The organism is Halomonas sp. AOP43-D1-4, assembly GCF_052446175.1.
GTDB classification, from domain to species: Bacteria; Pseudomonadota; Gammaproteobacteria; order Pseudomonadales; family Halomonadaceae; genus Vreelandella; species Vreelandella citrativorans.
The window spans coordinates 42,815-64,151 of sequence record NZ_JBQSVY010000015.1 but is presented as its reverse complement, the minus strand read 5'-3'; the positions used below and the strand labels follow the sequence as shown (position 1 = coordinate 64,151).

12 protein-coding genes and 2 pseudogenes are annotated in these 21,337 nt (G+C 51.0%); 4 read left to right on the top strand and 10 right to left on the bottom strand.

Going from position 1 to position 21,337, the window contains the following annotated elements; translation table 11 throughout:
- Positions 1-704: hypothetical protein (locus ACT3RQ_RS15255; RefSeq protein ID WP_443596254.1), on the bottom strand; the 704-nt coding region annotated here is incomplete at its 3' end.
- A 21-nt stretch (positions 705-725) separates the two neighbouring features.
- Between ACT3RQ_RS15255 and tnpA the strand changes: the two genes are divergently transcribed.
- Both tnpA and ACT3RQ_RS15245 read left to right on the top strand, forming a co-directional pair.
- Entirely contained in the window at positions 726-1,142 is a 417-nt protein-coding gene (gene tnpA / locus ACT3RQ_RS15250) for an IS200/IS605 family transposase (protein ID WP_192536200.1), read from the top strand.
- Between the two features lie 439 nt (positions 1,143-1,581).
- Positions 1,582-1,741, top strand: a pseudogene (locus ACT3RQ_RS15245) (IS30 family transposase); the annotation flags it as partial.
- A gap of 59 nt (positions 1,742-1,800) precedes the next feature.
- On the opposite strand, the gene ACT3RQ_RS15240 reads toward ACT3RQ_RS15245, so the two are convergent.
- The 4 genes from ACT3RQ_RS15240 to ACT3RQ_RS15225 form a co-directional block, all read right to left on the bottom strand.
- The gene (locus ACT3RQ_RS15240) at positions 1,801-3,501 is read right to left on the bottom strand and encodes an ABC transporter ATP-binding protein (RefSeq protein ID WP_226912231.1); all 1,701 of its coding nucleotides are present in this window, start codon (positions 3,499-3,501) and stop codon (positions 1,801-1,803) included.
- Between the two features lie 65 nt (positions 3,502-3,566).
- Positions 3,567-5,402, bottom strand: a complete 1,836-nt coding sequence (locus ACT3RQ_RS15235; protein WP_192536198.1) for an ABC transporter ATP-binding protein — start codon at positions 5,400-5,402, stop codon at positions 3,567-3,569.
- Positions 5,403-5,436: 34 nt separating this feature from the next.
- Positions 5,437-7,623 carry a TonB-dependent receptor gene (locus ACT3RQ_RS15230; RefSeq protein WP_192536197.1) on the bottom strand — a complete coding sequence of 729 codons (2,187 nt, stop codon included), beginning with the start codon at positions 7,621-7,623 and terminating at the stop codon, positions 5,437-5,439.
- A 28-nt stretch (positions 7,624-7,651) separates the two neighbouring features.
- Positions 7,652-9,088 (bottom strand): MATE family efflux transporter, encoded by a 1,437-nt coding sequence (locus ACT3RQ_RS15225; protein ID WP_192536196.1) that lies wholly within the window; start codon positions 9,086-9,088, stop codon positions 7,652-7,654.
- Between the two features lie 279 nt (positions 9,089-9,367).
- Between ACT3RQ_RS15225 and ACT3RQ_RS15220 the strand changes: the two genes are divergently transcribed.
- Complete coding sequence (locus ACT3RQ_RS15220; RefSeq protein ID WP_192536195.1) at positions 9,368-12,517, top strand: AMP-binding protein; 3,150 nt, start codon at positions 9,368-9,370, stop codon at positions 12,515-12,517.
- Complete coding sequence (locus ACT3RQ_RS15215) at positions 12,498-14,216, top strand: alpha/beta fold hydrolase (protein ID WP_193057363.1); 1,719 nt, start codon at positions 12,498-12,500, stop codon at positions 14,214-14,216. The genes ACT3RQ_RS15220 and ACT3RQ_RS15215 overlap by 20 nt, the downstream gene beginning before the upstream one ends.
- On the opposite strand, the gene ACT3RQ_RS15210 is transcribed toward ACT3RQ_RS15215, so the two are convergent.
- From ACT3RQ_RS15210 to ACT3RQ_RS15190, 5 genes and pseudogenes are all read right to left on the bottom strand, one after another.
- The gene (locus tag ACT3RQ_RS15210; protein WP_192536193.1) at positions 14,171-14,689 is read right to left on the bottom strand and encodes a 4'-phosphopantetheinyl transferase family protein; all 519 of its coding nucleotides are present in this window, start codon (positions 14,687-14,689) and stop codon (positions 14,171-14,173) included. The two genes, ACT3RQ_RS15215 and ACT3RQ_RS15210, sit on opposite strands and share 46 nt — an antisense overlap.
- A gap of 532 nt (positions 14,690-15,221) precedes the next feature.
- Positions 15,222-15,360 (bottom strand): annotated as a pseudogene (locus tag ACT3RQ_RS15205) (helix-turn-helix domain-containing protein); the annotation flags it as partial.
- A gap of 99 nt (positions 15,361-15,459) precedes the next feature.
- Positions 15,460-16,701 carry an MFS transporter gene (locus ACT3RQ_RS15200; RefSeq protein ID WP_192536191.1) on the bottom strand — a complete coding sequence of 414 codons (1,242 nt, stop codon included), beginning with the start codon at positions 16,699-16,701 and terminating at the stop codon, positions 15,460-15,462.
- A 20-nt stretch (positions 16,702-16,721) separates the two neighbouring features.
- Positions 16,722-19,754, bottom strand: a complete 3,033-nt coding sequence (locus ACT3RQ_RS15195) for a type I polyketide synthase (RefSeq protein WP_192536190.1) — start codon at positions 19,752-19,754, stop codon at positions 16,722-16,724.
- A complete protein-coding gene (locus tag ACT3RQ_RS15190) occupies positions 19,741-21,324 on the bottom strand; it encodes an aminotransferase class V-fold PLP-dependent enzyme (protein WP_192536189.1) in 1,584 nt (527 codons plus the stop codon). The genes ACT3RQ_RS15195 and ACT3RQ_RS15190 overlap by 14 nt, the downstream gene beginning before the upstream one ends.
- Positions 21,325-21,337 lie beyond the last annotated feature (13 nt).

The window sequence follows — 21,337 nt, the reverse complement described above, 5'->3', positions numbered from 1 at the left end:
GCAGCGTCAACGAAAGGATCGTAATCGCTGGTATAGTGCGCAGTATCCAACGCTTCGTAGTAAGCTGATCGCTGCTCTACCTTGATCAGGGCGGCACGGAATCCTGTTTTCATCAGCTCAAGGTCACGATAGAACCGACCTTCTTCCATCTTGGAGCCATCGCTACAGGTAGCTACGTCCTTTAACCCAAGGTCGATGCCGACAGCTCCCTGCCCAGTAGATGGCTTGACCTCTACGTCAACTGCGACGTTGAAGTACCAGCGGCCCAGGCTGTCTTCGTTGAAGGATCCTGAGCGGAATTTGTATTTCGACAGGCCGTAGCTATCCCAGACCTTGAAATGGTTGCCGTTGTGGAATACCTGCCCATTCTTCCACTTGGCCGCGCCGGTATTGACCGGAATCCAGCCAAGTGAGCGTCTCACACCCCGAGACTTACGCCACTGTAGGCGAGTCTTCTTGAATTGCTTGCGACGGACGACGTATTCGGCGGCAACACACTGCAAGGTCTGGCTGTGCAGGCCGAGGTCCTTGCCGGCACCTTTGGTATAGGGGTGCATGTCGTAGGCGGACAGAAACAGACCATTCTCCCGAATGGTTCGGGATGACAGTTCGTTCAAGTAGTTCTTCACGCTACGAGCCATGCGGTTCAGCTCTGATGCGTGTTTGTCCTTCACTCTGACCTTGAGGGTCTTGGTCTGTTTCATGCCTTAGAGTATACTTGGTCTATGGACAACAAACAAGCTATCAGAACAGGTCGCCACTGCGTTTCCCTTATGCACGCTCATTTGGTCTTCGTCACTAAGTACCGCGGCAAGGTGTTTAACGCAACCCAACTCACCACGCTGGAAAGGATATTGCGCGATGTATGCAAAGATTTCGAGGCAGATCTAGAAGAGTTCAATGGCGAGGAAGACCACGTACATCTGCTGGTCAACTTCCCACCCAAGGTGGCGGTGTCTCGGCTGGTCAACAGTTTGAAAGGTGTATCCAGCCGTCAGATGAAGCTGTACCACCCTGAACTAATCCAGACTGCTTACAGAAAGAACGCCCTTTGGAGCCCTAGCTATTTTGCTGGCAGCGTTGGCGGGGCGCCTATTTCTATCGTGAGGCAATACATTGAACAGCAGAGCAGGCCTACCTAGGGCCGCTTGTGCGGCCCACGCTATTAGAAGTACGGGGTTTTTCGCGCATTTTGATAAGGCAGATTGGTTCATGAATTTCTGGCATGGACATTATTACTGACGCCCTTCTACTATATCGTCTACTCGCGCTTCCTCGATATGCGGAAGGCGTACCAATTCCAGCTTGCCGCTTTGATTGATGTCGATACACTCAGCGGCTTTGCTGCAGGTGTCGAGCTAGAGCCTCAGCATGTCGGTAGGATGGTAGCCCGAGCGTGCGGTCGCCAGCCTCACACGTTCAAAGCTAAGAGCTTCGAGGTCGAGAGAATCGACGTACAGGTTGATCACGCAGATGGATATGATCGCTGGGAATCAGTTTCTCGGTAGACGGTGGTGACAGGTCGAGCATCACTCATGATTTAGCGTGCTATGCGATCAGGAATGCCTGAAAGCAGTTTTTGGAACGGACTTTCGGCATGTCACCGATGCCGAGGTGAGACGGGTGGTCGAAAAGCTGAATGACCGCGAAAACGACTTGGCTATATAGGATGCTGGCACAAGTGTTACTGGGAGAGTGCTCAGAAGCTCTAAATACCCCAGGTGCTGCACTTATTGCTTGAGTCCAAGATTGAAACAAGAAAATACCGGTCTTTTTTCCATCAGATCGGCTTTCACCGGACTATGCAGTAGAACACTGCGCCATTTGCATACGATAGTAGGTACCCTGCCGTGCCATCAGCGCATTGTGATTACCACACTCGGTTACACGTCCCGCTTCGAGCACAACAATCCTGTCTGCTCCCTGCACCGTGGACAGCCGATGGGAAATCACTATGACGGTACGACTCTTCACCAGATAATTCAGCGCGCCCTGCACTAGCGTTTCATTCTCTACATCCAGAGATGCGGTGGGCTCATCCAGTACAAGAATAGGACTATCTTTGAGAATGGCGCGTGCAATACTGATACGCTGGCGCTCTCCGCCCGACAGATTCCCGCCGCGTTCGCCCACAATAGTCTCATAGCCTTGCGGTAAGGCCTGCACAAACTCGTCACAATTAGCCAGGCGAGCCGCTTGCTGTACCTCTTCCCGGGTTGCCGACGGCCTGGCGATATGAATGTTGTGCAGCACCGTATCGTTAAATAAATAGACATCCTGGAAAACGACCGACACAAGCCCGCTTAATTCGGCTGCGCTCATGTGACGGATATCGGCGCCACCAATCCGTATCGCCCCACACTGAGGGTCTGCATAACGTTGCATTAGTTTCATTAATGTCGTTTTGCCGGCCCCCGATGGCCCGACGATAGCCGTCATGGAGCGTTCAGGAATAGATAAGGAGACATCACACAAACCGACCTTATTGCTATTGGCATACTGAAACGACATCTGGCTGAACTCAATTCCATAATCCCGGGGCTGCTGTTGCGGTTCAAACACAACCTGATTAGGCTGCGCTCTCAAGGTATCCAGATCGCCCATCGCTGATTCCAGCATATCAAACATATAGGTGTATAACACCAGACTGGATAATGGTTCGGCAAAGCGAATGACAATAACTAAAAACGCGCCAAGTAATGCCAACGGCAATTGCCCGATCATCACCAGATAAACACCAAGCAGCATCACCGTCAGCATCCCCAGCTCAACCATGCTCGTCATCAATAGATTAGGACTGGAGCCCAGTTGTGTATCCTTTCGCTGCATGGCTTCCAGATCGTCGAATCGGGCCTGCAAGCGATGACGCTGTGCGCTCTCCTGCCCTACTGCCTTCAAAATAGCCAAGCCCTGAATATATTCCACCGCATCTGAATATAATGCCTTATGCGCTTCATCAACGCCGCGCGCCGATTGACCGAAGGCCGGTCTTCTGCGGTGGTAGAAAAACACGATTGCTGGAAAAACGGCCAGCAGCGCTAACGATAACCGCCAGTCGTATGCAAGCAAAACGATAGCGACGATAATCGGCACGAGCAGCGACGTAAAAATCGCGTTGGCCACACCCAGAACATAGGACAGAGTACTATCCACACTGGTCAGTAGCGTATGGATCAACTCTCCTGAGCGCGCGCCCTGAATATCCTGCAACGGCATCTGACGCATCTTGCGCCCAAGCTCGGTACGCAAAAACTGCGTAATCATGATCATCTCGCCACGGAACTCAAAATGATAGGCACGCCATCGCAGCGCCGCTGAAAATGCAAAGCAAAGCGTAAAAATGCTTAACCAGACCAGCGCACTGTTCATATCATGAGTAATACACAGCGCGTCAATCAACGGTAATATGCTAGCCAACGCCAAACCTTGCAGAACCGCTGACAAACCTAATTTAAAGATACTAGACCGCAATGACTGGGCCCGATCACCCGCAGTACGCATCAGGGATTCCCAGGTTTTTCGTATTGGCGCGAACCTGCGATTCTCCATGGCTATTTCGGTTGTGTTCATACTGACGGCTCCTGGCCCGAAGTATCAATAAAGGACTGACGAATTGACCAGCCCTGAGCTCGCGTACGTTGCTCCCACATGCGATAATACAATCCGTTTTGGACGAGCAACTTATCGTGCGTCCCACGTTCACGGAGCAGGCCTTTTTCTAGAACTACGACCTGATCGACATCACGAATCAGCGACAGGCGGTGTGCAACCACTATGACCGTACGTGACCGCATCAATGCAAATAACGCCTGCGTGATAGCAACTTCATTTTCGGGATCGGCATAGGCTGTTGCTTCATCGAGCACGAGAATCGGTCGATCCAACAATACTGCTCGGGCGATTGTAATACGCTGGCGCTGACCCCCAGAAAGAAATACTCCACGCTCTCCGACCGGCGTGTCGTACCCTTTTGGCAACGGCATAATGAAATCGTGAGCTTGGGCAATTCTGGCTGCCTGTTCCACGTCCTTGGCTGACGCATCGGGACTGCCCAATCGGATGTTGTCTGCGATACTACCTGAAAAAAGAAAATTCTCTTGGAATACGAAGCCAACGATTTGCGACAAATCATCAAACGTCATATCCCTGATGTCCACCCCGCCTATCCGTATAGCGCCTTGGTCGGGATCCTGAAAGCGCGGCAGCATCGCGGCCAGCGTGCTCTTTCCGGCACCCGAAGGCCCGACCAGCGCAGTCACTGTGCCCTGCGGCACACTAAAAGATACCTGCTCCAGCGCAGCCTCGCCGGCTTCGTCATAGGCATACGAAACGCCGTCAAACTCGATGCTATAGTCGGCTGGCTTGCTGGCCTTATCAGCAGCAACTTCCCGGATAGTCGGCAAGTTGTTAAATTCATAAATGCGCTCAACCGGCTCTGCAATTTTCTGAAGAGTCGATTGCATAAACAGCAAGGGTAAGATGGTTTCCGCCAGTATGGCACTCACCAGCAGAAAGCCCACCCAGCGCCAAAGTTCCAACGTTCCGTCTCCGTAGAACAAGGCACCGATCCACAGTAGAAAAGTCAAAGTGAACAGCGGATTGAGCAGCACCATCAGCACATTGCCGAAACTGGCCACTTCGCGGTACCACCGCGACACAAACGCGGAGAACCGGTCCAGCGCATTCTGATAGCGACTAAACGTCGAATGCCCCCCATCAAATGTACGCACCACCGGCATTGCTTGGATGAACTCCACAATCGACGCATTCACTTCCTCACGGGCTTCTCCATAAACGTGAGTAGCCTGGCTATTATTGGCCGCGACCCGTCTGAGATAAAGCATCACGGTCACCAGAATCACAATCACCACTAGGGCTAGCCGCCAGTCCAGCCAAACGAGAAAGCCCAATGTGAAAAGCGGCGCAATCATTACGCGTGGAAACATCGGTGTCGTGTCGGCCACGAAAGCGTGTAGATCGCGGATGTCATCAACCAATACTTTGGACATTGCCCCGGTTCCCTGTTTTCGTATCGTCGCATTGGAAAGACGGGCAAAGTGCGCACTCAGTTGTTTGCGTAGGATATTTTCCAGACGAAACGCTGCCAGATGAGATAAGTAGAAAGCGGCCAAGCGCAGACAAAATGAAAGTACCACGCAGGCAACCATCGCAACGATCCAGTATCCCGCATGCGTAACCGCATTCTCTTCAAGATTCAGGATCAGAAATGCCAGAATTAGTGCTGTGCTCAACGAGGCGATTGTAGAGAGAGCCGAACATGCATATACCCAGCGCATACGCGCTCGAATGGGTTGGATCAGCTCCCAGACCCCGGGGCTGTGCGTCCCCTCGGGGGGGGTCGACTGTTGTTTATTCCTATCCGTCGCCTCGTCTTTTTTCATTACCACATCACCATCTCTTGTGTGTTCGCATCATTCAAAATTTCAGACTATAGTTAATACCCACCGAGCGACCTCGACCATATGCAGCCTGGGCCTCAAACTGGTTTGTCCATGACACAAGGGAATAGTATTGCTTGTTGAAAATATTCTTACTCCAAATGGTCAAGGCATGCGGACCTCGCTCCAGCCCGACTGATAGGTCTGCCAGGGTATACCCCCTCGCCTTGTAGGTATTGGCATTATCTCCATAATGGGAACCCATATGATTGACATCAATGCGTGAAGTCACACTTCCTATCGGAAAATGACGGCGGTATGTCGCATTCACGTTAGCCTGGCTTAAGGGCACTTGCATCGGTCGCACGCCCTCCAGTTCGGGATGATCATCCCAGCGGGTAATCACCGGATCGGAACGGCTGTACGATGCGCCCACCTCCAACTCAGGTGTTACCCTGAGATTGACTTCGGCCTCAAAACCGCGATTGCGCTGCTGGTCCACGCTCCAAACGGAATACGGCGACGCCAGAGTATAAACGGGGTTACTCGAGCGGGACTCGTAAAGCGCCACGGAAGTGTATAAACGGTCATCAAACCAGCGTCCTTTAAATCCCAGTTCGGCCGTTACCCCTTCTTCCTTATGATAGGTCGAAAGCTGGTCAATGACATAAATGCCGGTCGGGTAATAGCTTTGCGCTACGCTACCATACACCAGAGACTGATCGTTCAGGTGCCAGGTCGCAACGCCCGAGAGCAACAGCGTCTTGTCAGTCACAGAGAGGCTTTCTCCGTCCTGAAATCCTTTTCCTACACCATATGTTTTATCGATTTGATATCTTGCACCCAGCCTGAGATCAAACTTTTCATTGAGCGACCATGGCATCTGACCGTAAATGCCCACCCCTTGTTGTGTCTGATTTGTTCCATAATCGATATCACCCATCCCCAATATTAATTTGGTGGAATCATAACGATTGTAATAGCCATCCACGCCCGCAATCCATTGCAGGTCAGCATCTGTATTGCTACTGAAACGAAGATTTTGACTAAGCAGGTGATTATCCTGACTCGTAGACATTTCAGATTGCAGTAAGGGGTGATCACCGCCGTCCACATCTAGCAAACCATTATCACGGTAAGACGTCCACCCGGTAGTAGACTGGAATTCAACTCCGTTCAGATCATGACGAATATCAACGCTCGCCCCCCGTACTTGCGAGTAAGTGAAATCATCTGTGTCGTGGCTCAACTCTCCAAAGTCCAGCTCCTCGCCAATCACGCCCACATAGGAATTGTAATGTTGGTAAGGACGCATGGTTTGGGGATTGACAGTAACCAGCAGCGGTCCGCTCTCCCGGTAATTGTAGCCGTACGCATTGGCCACAATCCTGGTTTGATCTGTAGGCGTAAAGATACCTGTCAATGAAAAATTCTTACGATCCCGGTCCGCTGTAGTATTGCCGGTACGCACATTGGTCAGCCAGCCATCGTCCGTATTCATCGAAAATGCGCCGCTCAATGAAAATTCCTCGTTAAACACATGATGATAACGAGCATTTGTATTGACGTAACCGTCCGATCCCAACCCGAAACCCAGGGTGCCCTCGGACTCTTGCGGCTGCCTGGTAAAAATATTGATGGCACCTGACAGACCATTGTGCCCGTTCAAAATTTGTTGCGGCCCCTTCAGCACTTCAATCCGTTCGACATCACCTGAAATGGCCGGATTTTGCAATTCCACCAGACTTTGGGGAATGCCATCGATATTGACCGCAACGCTGCGACCAAAAATTTCCGAGAACTTACCAATACCGCGTATATAGGGATACTTGGGCCCGCCGGTCAATGAGCTGACCAAGGTGACGCCCGGAACGCGCGCATTCAATTCGGATAGCTCCGTCAGATTCATCGCTTCAATATCATCACTACGCAAAACGGCAATCGATCCAGCGGTCTTTGCAATCTCCTGATGAAAACCGAATCCCTGAACAATAATCGGCTCCAGTGCTTCGACCCCTGGCTCAGTTCCGGCAGACGTCGTGCCAACGGGCGTTGCAGTCTGTTGAGGTAAAGACGCTCGCACCGAAGAGGTCAGTAATTCGGCTGATTCCTGCTGCAACTGTGCCGACGCAGAATTGGGCAACACCATCCCTACTCCTGCTCCTAACGCGGTTAAAATCGCCACCCGGATAGGAAGCACCCCTTTGTTTATTTTTGATTCCATCGTTTCATTCCATGCGCTAAATGAAGGTTTAAACCACATTGACCACCACAGTTTCAGGCACGCGATTGTCAATCCTGCGCAGTACCCATGATAAGCGCGCGCACAAAACAATCGCCAGAAAACACTGGCTCAACAGATAGGCGTACCACCATCCTGCCGCGCCCATACGCGGGACCAGGATGTCCGTAAATGCCAGGACATAACCAAAAGGAAGCCACACCAACCAAGAGACGACCAAGTAAATCAGCATGACCGCAACGCCATCGTCCAAACCGCGCAACAAAAATGCGGCAACAGTGGTCGTCGTCAGGATCATCAGGAGCCAGGGAAGCAACTGCGCCAGTTGCCGCGCCAGCGGCAATAACGCCGCGTCGGGGTCATACAGTTGCAGGATAGGTTCCGGGTAGAAGCCGAGAAGCAATGCCGGCATCAACATTAATAACAGGCTGACAATCAAACATTTGGCCGCCATGGCAATTAACCCGCGTGAATCCATACTGCCACTGGACCGCGCGATCAGAATAGATGCGGCCATAGCCATACCGCCGGTTCCCACCAGCGCTATTCCCAAGATATTGAACGCCAAAGAATGTGCCCCGATGCTTTGCACACCCAATGAAGAAATGGAAACGCCCATGATACTCAGAATAAATAAATCGGAAACGAAATTGAATGCAACGGGAAGGCCTGATTTTGTAAAAAACAGCAGCTTGCGAGCAGAGCAGTCTTCTAGCCCCACTGGGGTTTTCCAGATCAAACGTATCTCGTGCTGCCATAGGCTGAACACCAATAGAATCACATTGATTGTTGAATAGTAAGCGACACTCGACAGTGCAAACCCGACGACTCCCATTTGCGGGAACCCAAAATGTCCCAGTACGATGGCGTAGATCACCAGTGTTTTTACCCCAAGCCCAGCCAGCACCGACGCGGTTACTAGCAAGGGGTAACTGAAAGCCTCAGCAAAGTTGCGACCCAGCAGGAAGAGCACATTTCCCAAAATGAACAAGGGTACGAAATAGAGATAAGTCCTGACCCCATCCGCAAGATCAGGTGTCACGCCAGATATGATCATGGCGCTTTCGCTAAACACGACAATGAGCGCGCCGAAAACCAGCGAAATTCCCACAGACACGACGATCGCCTGGCACAGAAACGGCATGATGCTGGCAGTGGCCCCCACTCCTTTCATTCTGCTCACCGCCGGCACGACCGCGTATACTAAACCGCTAACAAATGCCGTAGGCAAAGCCTCGATCAGTGTCCCGACTGAAATAATGCCAAGCATTTGCATACCGCTACGGCTTGCCATCATGGTTTCAACGAAACTATTGGCCATCTGCAACAGCATCGATAACACTATCGGCCCCGCCAAAAGCATCAGAGGCACAAACACTTTTTCCGAATACCGAACACTGCTGCTAAGTGGCGCTTCCTCGCCTAACATCTGTGTTTGACTTGTCATGAGGCTTCAACCCGTAAGACCTAAAGCATTGCGCCCATATCATAAGTAGATTGTATAAAACCTCTACAAACTATAAGACCTGCTTGATGATAATGATAATCTACATGCGAACTATTATCATATAGTATACTATTAAAAGTGTAAATGATATAATTCTTGTTGTTATCGCCCGCCCCGAACAAATTGCGAGCTGCATTTTTTGCTTGCAAAGAATTTCATTTATCCTGACTACGGCATGTCTGTGATCAGTCAATCATGCTATCTTCCGGAGAGTCGTATATGCCTTCAATCGAACCGGCAAAAACTTCCGTAAAGAAAACGTTTATACCATCAGACTTACAAAAAGCATTGCTAAACAGCTCGTTATTGCAGACAGATAACCAGCTCTACGTCGAACAACTCCATTTATCCGTCGACGGAAAATTCGATCTGGATGCATTCGAGCAAACTTGGCAGTGGTTGATCCAAAGGCATTCCGCCCTGCGCTCAGCCTTTGTTTGGGAAAACCAGTCGGATATCTGGCAAGTAGTTCTTAATCAAGCAAACTTGCGCATTGAACGTATACCGTTGGCTCCCGGCACAAAGGCACACGCTGACAAACAACTGCAACAGTTCATCGAAGAAGATGGGCAAAAGGGTTTTAAACTAGACGCAGCGCCACTGGCCCGCGTAACAGTGCTTGAAGAAAATCCGCAACGGCGCCATATTGTCATCACCATGCATCATGCGATCATGGATGGCTGGTCTTTTACCTTGCTGACTGAAGAAATGGCCTTTGGATACTTGGCATATATTGAGGGCAAGGAACCTGAGCTTCCAGTTCCGGCAGGTTTTGAGGTATACATTGACTGGATCCGGCAACAGGACTTCACAAGTGCAAAGCAGTTTTGGACACAGGCCCTGAGTAAGATCGACAGCGGCACAATCTTCCCCCGTTCGCTCGCGGCAGGCAAGCGTCAGGACGAGCGCTACCGTTTCCTCACTGACACTTTCAGTCAGGCAGAAAGTGTGCGCTTGCAATCCTTCTGCAAATCGGCGCATATCACAGGCAATATTCTTGTCAGTGCTGCATGGCTGATCCTTCTACATGTCTATTGCGCTCGTTCAAACGTGACTTTCGGCAGCGCTTACTCCATACGTCCATTAGATCTGCCCGGCAGCCAGAGTATTGTGGGGCCGCTGATCAATACAATCCCGATCAACGCAACCATAAACAGAGACACACCATTACAGGCATTTTTGCTGTCGCTAAGCAGCGACATGGTTGACTACCAGGTGCATTCGGCTTTACCGCTGACAAGCATCCTGGAGCACTTACCAGATCATGTCACCAGCGGCAGCGACAACCCGCTATTTGAATCATTACTTATTTCAGACAGCTTCGTCCACACCAGTGGAAACGACACCTCGGACGAAAGCGTCATGCACGTCACCAATCACGAAACGCCCGAACGGGTCGCCTATCCAGCCGTCGCCAAGTGTGATCTGCAACACATCCGGCTCTCCTATCATGTCGATCGACTGCAGCCTGGCATTGCACAGGACATGGTGCATTACCTGAAGAATCTGCTTCTATATATGGCTGACAAACCAGAAACAACGATTATGCAGGCAATCGACCACCTCAGCAGGCTTCACCCCACACCGGCCGGCCCCACCAACCAGGGTCGGGATACTCTATGTCAGCGAATACATCATAATGCGCTCCATTCACCCAACATAGTTGCTATCCGCGACACGCACAGCGAGATTACCTATGCCGAATTGTCGCAACATATTCGGACCATGGCAAAAAATCTGCGTGCGCAGCCCAGCCATATTATAGGCGTTGCCTTACCGCGCGACGCGAGGGGGTTAAGCAGCATGCTCGCCATCTTGGAATGCGGCGCATGCTATTTACCTCTGGATACGTCCTATCCTCCGGAACGATTGCGTTTTATCATTGAGGATGCGGCCCCTTCAACAATTATCGTCAACGACACTCAAACACTGCATGCTTTGCAGTTGACGTCACCTGTCAGGACAGTTACTTACGACGCGCTACACGCACAATCTGCGGACATCCAGCTACCAAACACTGATCCAGCGCAACAGATTCCCGAAGACGAACCAGCTTACATTATCTATACGTCCGGCTCCACGGGCCAGCCCAAAGGATCAATCAACACCTATCGCAGCGTACATGCCATCATGAATCTTTGTGACCGGCTCATGGATGTCCCTGGGCAGCGAGTATTGCAGTTTGCGCCGCTTAACTTCGATGTATCGCTACTTGAATCCGCCCTGGCTATCGCTGCCGGTAGTACACTAGAGATATTGCCGGACACGATGAAGACATCCGTTGACTTGGTACAACACTTTATCAAAGAGCATGCGATCAGTTGCGCCTGCCTACCCCCGGTTATGGCCGCAACGCTAACCCTCGACGTAGTCCCAACACTGCGCACACTTATGACTGTCGGTGAACCCTGCCCCCCTCTGGTCGCCAGAATGTGGGGGGAAACACGACGTTTTTTCAACCTGTACGGACCGACTGAAGCGGCTATTATCACGCTGTTCAATGCCGTTCATGAAACTGGTCACAACACGGCTATCGGCATGCCTGTAGACAACGTCGACATTGCCCTGCGTGACCATGATGGGCTGGTGGTGCCTCGTGGTGTGTCTGGTGAGCTGTGGCTGCACGGCGCCAGTGTGGGAGGCGGTTACCTGAATCGGCCCGATACAAATGACCGTGCTTACCGATATGGCGGTTATATGACAGGAGACAACTGCTACATCGACACCAACCAATTAGTTCATTTCATCGGACGCTACGACCAGCAGATACAGGTCCGCGGTTACCGCGTCGAGCTGGGCGAAATCGAACACACTCTTTGCCAAGTATTAAAGGCACGAGAAGCCATAGTGCTCACCAGCAATGACCAAGTTTTTGGCATTTCACTACATGCCTTTATCCGTGGACTCACTGCTTCGCAACAAAGCAACACCCAACTACGGTCTATGCTAAAGAAACATCTACCTGAACATATGTTGCCTTCGAGCATTCAGTTTATTACAGAATGGCCCTTGAACCGGAATCTGAAGATTGATCGTGCGACGCTGCAGAAGAAGATCACCAACACGGCTCAAAAAGTTGCCTTCGAACCATGCACAACCGCAACAGAACAGGTATTGGCAAAACTGTATTCAGAGCAGTTCAAAATATCGGTTGCGGATATTGGTCGCCATTTCGACTTTTTCGCCAATCGCGGACAGTCGCTACTTGCCGCTGCAGCGGCGCTCAAGCTTCGAAAAACACTGGCTTGCCCTGAGATTCCGCTCGATATCATTTACCAATTTCCACGTCTCGGAGAATTGGCCTATTATCTGGATGGCGCTCAAAACGATACATTGTCAAAGAAAACTGTTGGACACAATCATGCTTGATTCCCCTCAATCCGTTGTCAATCTATTTCCCCTGGCTAATTACGATCAAACCGCAGAATGCTGCATATATTGCCTTCCTTCTGCGGGTTCCAGCGCATCCATGTATGCAGCGTGGAGCCAGGCAGTGCCTAATTGGCTGACGGTCAAGGCGGTCGAATACCCAGGCCGCGGCACCCGAATAAACGAACCACTCACCCACAGCCCTAATCAGATTGTTGATGATATCACTACCGCCATCGTCGCAGACACCAGGCCGTTCATCCTGTTTGGACATAGCTTAGGCGCAGCTATCGCATGGTGCATCGTTGCTCGCCTGAAAGCACTTGGTCAGCTGGATCGACTTATATTGCTTGTCATAAGCGGACGTCCCCCGCCAGAGCATGTAGAACGGGATAGTAAGCGCCATGAACTTCCTCGCGAGCAATTCATTGATGAAGTCACGAAATACAGTGGTCTGCCAGACGACATTCGGCAAAATACGGAAATCATGGATTTCTTTTTGCCTATCATACGCAACGACTTCCATATGAACGATGTGTTGTCGCAAGAAACTCCTGACCCAATCGATATTCCGCTGCTGGTCTTTAGCGGCGCGGACGACGACGACACCAATATGCCTATGGCGATGCAAAATTGGGAAAAGTACAGCACCCGATGGGCAGGTCACACCCGCTATCCCGGAGGTCACTTCTTCCTGCGCGAAACGGATGTCATGAAGGACATGTTGAGCCGTATTTGCGAACATATAGATCTGCGAGAACGTAGTGAAATAACGGGTAGTGATACCGCAAGCACCATCGCTCAAAAACACTACCACACGGCGAAAGGGCTACGCGTCAGCTACCGTATTGAAGGGCTGGCCCATGGATTCCCGGTGCTAATGCTACACGGTGGAGTAGGTGCCTACCCGTTGTCCAAACCACTAAAGGAAATTGCAGCCAGCTTTAGTATTGCGCTAATTACTATCAATAGGCCCGGTTTCAATGGCTCAGATCTTGATCCTGAGATCAAACGACTGGAGACATTCGCAGATATAGTGCAGCCGCTGCTACTGCAGGAAAAGATAGTTAAATTTGGCGTGATCGGACTGTGTGCAGGCGCGCCTTTTGCCCATGCATTGGCAAATCGGTACCAAGACCGCATTGCAGGAGTCTGGATATTAAGTGGCATTCCCGATATTAATCTTCTCGAACAACATGGCCTGGAGATTGAAGAGCCCTTGAAGCAAAACCGAGATATCTCTCAAAACACACCAGAGGCCGAGTTGGGAACCCTGATCACACAAGGCATTCGTGAATTCCAACAGACCGTAGACCAAACTTCCTTAGACCCTAGTGCACCACCTGCCTGGGATGCCCGATATCATGCAAGCGGGATTCTGCTGGCTGACTATCTGGACATGCTGCAATGGCAGTTGCAGCAAAACTGCCTGCCTATGGCCCGCGAGTGTAAATTAATCTACCAGCCCTGGGGACTTGACCAAACGCAGCTAAATCTACCCATGACCTTCTGGCATGCCAAAGACGATTCCGAAGTTCCATTCTCAAGTGTAAAGGCCATGGTAGACCTGCTGCCCAATGCAACACTCATCGTACAGGAACAGGACTCGCACTATCCTTCCGATCAAACCATGCTGCAACTGTTCGATTCAATTCAGCAGACCACCAATGCTGGTGCTCTGACAAAGGATCCTGCCTGAAAGTAAAAATGAAACAGTGCTTTCGGCGGTACAGCGCCCGCCAGAGCGATTACCGACGATGGCAACCTTCCAGACACGCCTCTACTGGCCCACTCCAGGCTAGCAGGGGCAAGGTCCAACGTACACACCCGACACCCCGATCCTAGCCCGTTTACCCGGACTATCTTTTGCGAAGTGTCTATTTCGTGCAAATCATCGACCAGGCCCTGCCCCGTAAACTTCAAATAGGCTTCCTTGCGAGTCCAATAGCGCAGGAAAACAGTAGCCTTTTCATCTGCTGGCGCGGCTTCCCATATAAGGTATTCCGGACCGGCCAACACCGTATCTGCCAATTCAACATACGTCTCCAATGGCAAACTCTCGACGTCAACGCCTACACTTGACTTGGCAGCGCCAACAGCAATCGCCAAATGCGCACGACTGTGCGAAAGAGAAAATTCAGGCGCCTGGTGATGCACCGAAGGATCTAACATAGGTTTGCCCCTCGCTGACACAACAAACTGCAGCTTACTCGGATCGGGCTCTAGCATTGTCCAGGCTAGAAACATGCGCAATAGGCCATGCGCTATAATGAAGTCACGTCGCAATGTATCGGAACGAAATGCGTGAGCTCGCTGCTTTTCCGATGCACACAGTAAATCGTACCAAGGTGCAACAATACGCTCAGGCATCAAAGATTCGGAAGCATACCCAAGTGGATGCGTCAATACAAAATAAGCATCCATCTCCTTCAAAAATTGCATAAATACATACTAGTCGTCTTGCGGTCCCATAGAGTAAAAATAGGCATCTTGAATATGGCGGCTTTTTTTATTGAATTTATCACAATGACAACCTAATTTTAATGAAGACTTGTTGCAATTTATATTAATAGCCTGGGCTGCTATATTCTAACCTAAATGTCTCACGTGGTATAAATGAAAGTAGCTTAAAGTATTAAGGTTTCAGGGGCTTACACCAAAAAAAACCAGCAACAGCTTCCAAAACGATACCTGAAAACTCAGCCTGGTTACGGCGTATTTCACGGGAAACGGGTAGATGGAGCTCGCTCCAAGATCCGGGAAATTTGCCTCGGGTTCATGCCTTGGCCACGGCCCACCAGGAGAGTGACACGTTCTTCAATACTGAGTTCGACGTAGGACATGGAGCAAGACCATAGCTGAAGAGTCTGGTATTGCACCCAGCTTCTGCGACCAAACTCATTGTTCTGCGAGTCTTCCGCATTTTTATTAAATGCAATCAATTAAGACTTTGATCGCACAAGTGTAGAACTGCCTCGATAAAAAAAACATCCACTCAACGCAGTCAACAGGCTGGCCCCGATGAATGGAAGCGCATCTCCATAGGTCCAAGTGCTTTGCACGCCAACGCTATACAGATAACTGACGACTATCGGACCGATTGCATTTGCCACACTTGCAATAGATACCAGAGCACCCTGTATTTCGCCCTGCTCGGAGGGCAGCACCGCATTTGAATAAATGCTGTTGATCGCCGCATTGCTGACAGACCCAAGCGTATATGGAATGAGCGCCAGATAGAAGAACCACGGATGAACTGACACAGCAATCAATAACATGCCCGTTCCAAACATTGCATATCCGACAAAACATGACTTTCGATTACCCAATTTTTTATAGGCAAAGTCCACGACCACTGTCTGCACCAGAACCATGAGTACACCAATCAAAACCAGAGAGTTAGCAATTTGCTGCTCATTCCAGGAGAAACGGTATTTAGTAAAGAACGCCCACAAGACCAGCGGTGCCTGAAACGCTAGCAATATGCAGAAGTGGGTCAAAAACAGCCAGGACATACCTGGATATTTTCTAAACTTATTGATGGAATTCATTGGGTTGGCTATTTTGAAAGGACGCCGGCTTGCGTCGCTCAGCGGCTCTCGGAATCCAAACAGGATAAAGAAAAAGCAAAATGCACACATGAGTGCCGCCACCAGAAACGGTACCCTGAGTCCGTAGCCAACGGTTACGCTGCTGATCGCCGGCCCCACAATCATACCCAAACCAATGGCGCCATACATATAGGCAAAATTGCGAGTTTTGTTGTGCTTCTCACTGATATCGGCAATACTTGCCATAGAAACGACTAGCGATGAGCCAGTGATGCCGGCAATAACGCGGCCAAGAAACAATACCCAGATACTGTCGGCAATAGCAAAAATCAGGTAGTCAAGGACAAAGATGGCAAAGCAGACCAGTAATACACGACGTCGACCAAATCTGTCTGACAAGGACCCCATGATTGGTGCGAAGAGAAACTGCATAAGTCCGTAAGTTCCTACAAGCCAACCAGCAATTTCGGTGTTGTGTGCAAGGGTGTCACCAGTGATGGATTCAAGCAGGGCCGGAATCAAAGGCGCAATCAATACGACACCAGCCTGATCCATCATCACTGTCAAAAACAGGCAGAGCAAAATGGTTGCCGTGGATTTGCTAGCTTGAGTGTGAGAAGCTTCGTTGCTCATTCATTCTTCCAATTGTTGGCTCAATTTACGTCCACATGCATACCCAATTGCCGGAGCATGGACTGCATTTCGTCGTCACTCATCTGGGCTGGCTGCACTGTGGAACATTCGACCGGAGTCTCAGAAACGCACCTTTGTTTCGCCTCTCTCATCAATTGCACAAGCAGGTCTTTCATCACCGGCGTCTTCAGAATGTCTGTGGGCTTGATTGATATCCCGCTATTTGCCAGCTCACGACTGATCTCAAGTGCTTGCAGCGAATCGCCCCCAAGCGCAAAGAAATTGTCATCTACCGTGATGTCCTGATTCAGGATGATTTTTTTCCATGTTTGCAACATGGTTTCTTTCACGTCTATTCCAGATTCGGTTTGAGGTGGTCGACTGCGGGCCGGGTCGGGAGCCGCTGCGCTGTTTTCGGGTCTGTTCTGCGAATCCTCGTCGGGAGTAATCCAGAAGGCATGGCGATCCAGCGCAGGTACCGGCAGATCAACCACATTGCCCTTTGGTATGACTGAATTCAAATCAAACGTCACGCCTTTTACCCAGGCTGCACCGATAGCTTTCATGACGGAATCATGGGTGATCTGATCGTTCTGATCGGTACAGGAAATCACGCACGCCGAGGGATAGTGCATGCGAACTAGAGTGCCCATTGCGTTTCCAGGACCAACCTCCAGAAATACCGGCTCTTCGCCCTGCTGTTGCGCCTGATGCATTATGTCAGTAATGCCACCTGCAAAATCCACTGTCCCACGCAAATGCTGCACCCAATAGTCTGCATCTAATACGTGTCCTACTGGCAAAACCCTTCCGTTTACGTTCGAGGCCAACGCGACAGTAAGCGGTCCGGGCTCAAAATCGAGCGTTTCACGCCACTCAGGTAGAGTTTTCTGCATCAGATAACTGTGAAAGCCCCGGCTTACCGGCAGTTTTCGACAGCGGATCATATGTGTTTTACAGTAGGACATCGCTGCGTCTATTCCAGATTTTGAACCTGAGATAACTGTTTGCATTGGGCCGTTTACCGCAGCCAGATCTGCATGAATTGCTTCCTCATGCAGTAATACTTCGACCCGCTCGCGCGGCAGGGAAAGTGCCAGCATGGCGCCGGAGCCGGTCGCTTCCATCAGCCGTGCTCGTGCATCGAGAACGCGGGCAGCCTCCGCTTTCGGCAAGGCATTGGCAGCGTATGCACCAATCAATTCGCCAAGACTGTGACCTGCCACAACCTGTTCGTGTAGACCCGCTTCCTGAAACACCCTACGCAAACCCAGGCACAGTACGAACAGGGCAGGCTGACTCCAACGCGTCATTTGAGCATATTCGTCCGCCTGCACACGATCACCTTCTTGCGGAAACAGCCAGCGACGCAAATCCGTGCCGAGAAAAGGCGAGAACTCAGCGCTAAGACGGTCTACTTCATCGCGGAACCCCTGGTGCCGATGGTACAGGTCCTTAGCAACGTTGCTCCATGGACTGCCTTGTCCGGGAAATAGCATAACTAACCGAACCGGTTTATCAGAACACTGGCCACGAACAAGGTTTGTGCCAGCTTGTGGAGAGAGCAGATCGTTCCCGGCCAAGGCAGCACGACACTTCAATCGTGTCCGGCCGTGAGCGAGTGTGTAAGCTACGTCCCCACGGTCTATCGAAGGATCCTGCGCGACCTTTTGCTGGGTTGTCTCAATGTATCGATCCAGTGCTGTATTCGAACGGGCTGACCACAAATAAAGAAGCGCGTCCTGACGGGATGGCCGAGAAGTCCGGCGAGGTGGCGTCGCAAGAACTACATGTGCATTAGTACCACCGAAGCCGAACGAACTGACGCCGGCATGTAACGGCCTGTGCCGGGGAAGCGCCGCGCCCGTATTACAAATGAAAAATGGCGTACGCTCCAGTTCCAGCGCCGGATTCGGCTGTGTGAAATTGAGCGTCCCGGGTAGCCAGCAATCATGCAAAGCCAGTGTGGCCTTGATGAGGCCTGTAACGCCACTGGCCACATCCAGGTGGCCTACATTGGATTTGACTGAACCCAGTGCACAATATTGTCGCTGTGAGGTTCCATACGCCAGCGTCAGGGCCTGTACTTCAATCGGATCGCCCAGAGCAGTTGCAGTTCCATGCCCTTCAACGAATGCCACGTCTTCGGCGCGTACATCGGCGTTATGCAAGGCATCACGTATGACTTGAGCCTGGCCGCTCACACTGGGTGCAGCAAACCCGGCACAATCGGCGCCATTGTTATTCACTGCACTGCCCTTGATCACCGCATAAATCTTACTGCCATTGGCCAGTGCATCTTCCAGTCGGCACAGAGCAACAGCTCCCACGCCATCACCAAATATCGTGCCATCGGCATCCGCATCGTAGGGTCGACACCTGCCGTCTGAGGACCTGACTCCACCCGGCGTGTACAGATACCCAACCTCTCCCAGCCCGGTAATGGTTGCACCACCTGCCAGCGCCAGATCGAGTTCGCCATTCAGTAGAGCCTGGCATGCCTGATGAACCGCAACAAGAGATGTCGAGCACCCCGACTGTATGGTCATTGAGATGCCGCGCAAATTCAGCTTGTAGGCAACCCTGGTCGCAATGAAATCCTTATCGGTTCCCATCAGGATCTGCATAATGTCCCGGTTGGCAAACTGGGTGGAACCCATGATATTATGCAACAGGTAAATACTCACACTGGTTCCGGCAAACACGCCAGTACGAATATCCTGGCTTTCCGGATCAGGCAGACCACAGTGATTTAAGACTTCGTGGCACACCTCCAGAAATACCCTTTGCTGCGGATCCGTGATCATGGCTTCGGCATGATTCATGCGGAAATAATCGGCGTCAAACAATTCTGGCTGCGGCAACACTGCACAACGAAAGATGTAGTTCGGGTCGTCAAGATGCTTCTCGTGCGTCGTCCCACGCAGGGCATCCGGTGCAATACCCTTGATGCAGGACTCAGAATTTCTGAGGCGATTCCATAGGCCTCGCACGTCCAGACCGCCCGGAAAGCGACCAGACAACCCGATAATGGCGATATCATTGCTGTGCATGCCCGTGTTCCTTCTCGTCTATCTGTGTTGCGATGGCAACCTGGTCATTCAGCAGGAAATCGATGTCCGCAGCAGTACTCAGGGGATTGAGCAGCACAGCTCGCAACAGCGTCAAAGACTGACCTTGGTACTGTGGTACAGGCCGGAAAGTTCTTGACACGAAACTGTCCCCTTTCTGACGTTGCAACTTTTGCAACGAGACATTGAAGGCGCTAATCTCCTCATTGTCTTCTGCGGAGAGCGTACAATTGCGGTACTCTTCAGGCAGGTAGCGGTAAGCCAGTAGATTCATTGTTGGCGCCACAATTAATTCAAACTCAGGGCGCGACTCGATGGCCTGCGCCATGTAGCGCGCACGGGCCATCGAGTCACTGAATAACACGTCATAACCGGTTTTACCGATCACATGCATGGCTGCATGCAAGTACAGCGCCGTTGCGGGGCGCGTGCCTTCCAGCGTAAACCTGCCCTGGTCAAAAGAGGTTGGCCGCACCGCATAGGGCGCGTGATGCATGGTGATTTCGGATAATTCAGGGTCGCGAAAAAAAAGAATGCCGCAACCGATGGGCAGCATCAACTGCTTATGCCCATCAATTGTTACCGTGTCCGCAAATTCAATGCCTTCAAGCAGATAACGGTTACTTTCACTCAACACTAGCCCCCCGCCCCAGGCCGCATCCACATGGAAGTGCACATTTGCCCGCTTGGCTAATTCACTCAGCTTACGCAACGGATCAACACTTCCATAGTCCGTCGATCCAGCGACAGCCACCAGACATATGACGCGGCGCCCTTCTGATTCACAGCTGGAAATGGCTTGTGCAACCGCGCCTAGATTGATCTGGTACTGGTTATCAACTGGGACTTTGTACAATTCGGCACCTAGAAGTTCAGCGGCCTTGTCAAACGAATAATGCATCAATTCGGAACCAATGATAACTGGCCGGATCTTTGCTGCCGACCGGTCTGATTCTACAATCGGCGTATTCATTTGAGCGCGCTGCAACGCCGTCCATACCGCGCATATATTAGCCAGTGTGCCGCCGCTGGTGAAAATGCCCAGCGTAGAGGAGAGTGTCTGTAAGTAACGTTGATAGAAAACATCGCTTCCACGGTAGATTTCGCGGTGAAACATGCCGATAACCTGTCGCTCCAGAAACGTGAGCCCGCGACTTGTCTCCATCTTGACCACGTTCTGGTTCAGAGTCTGGATCAATCGTCCGATTTCAGGTAGAAACTGCGGAATGGGTGCGGTCATATGGCCCAGATAACGTGGCGATGCAAGGTGCGAACAGTGCGGCAGAACATCGCGCTCAAGGGAGGTCAGATAGGCTTCAAGAGAAATACCCTCTCTGGGCATATCGAAATGTTTAAATTTGGCACATATGTCGAAAATCGAGTTACCATCTGATGCATCTGATGCATTCAAAAACCGATCACAACTGTCATCTACGCGCATTCTAATTGCCGCATTATCATCAGAACGATACAAGGCGCGAAGGAATTCCGTTGTCCCATCAGTATTGCGATTTTTGTTGGCTTGTGCATTCAAATCGAAAGTCATGTCCATGGTGAATTCCTCT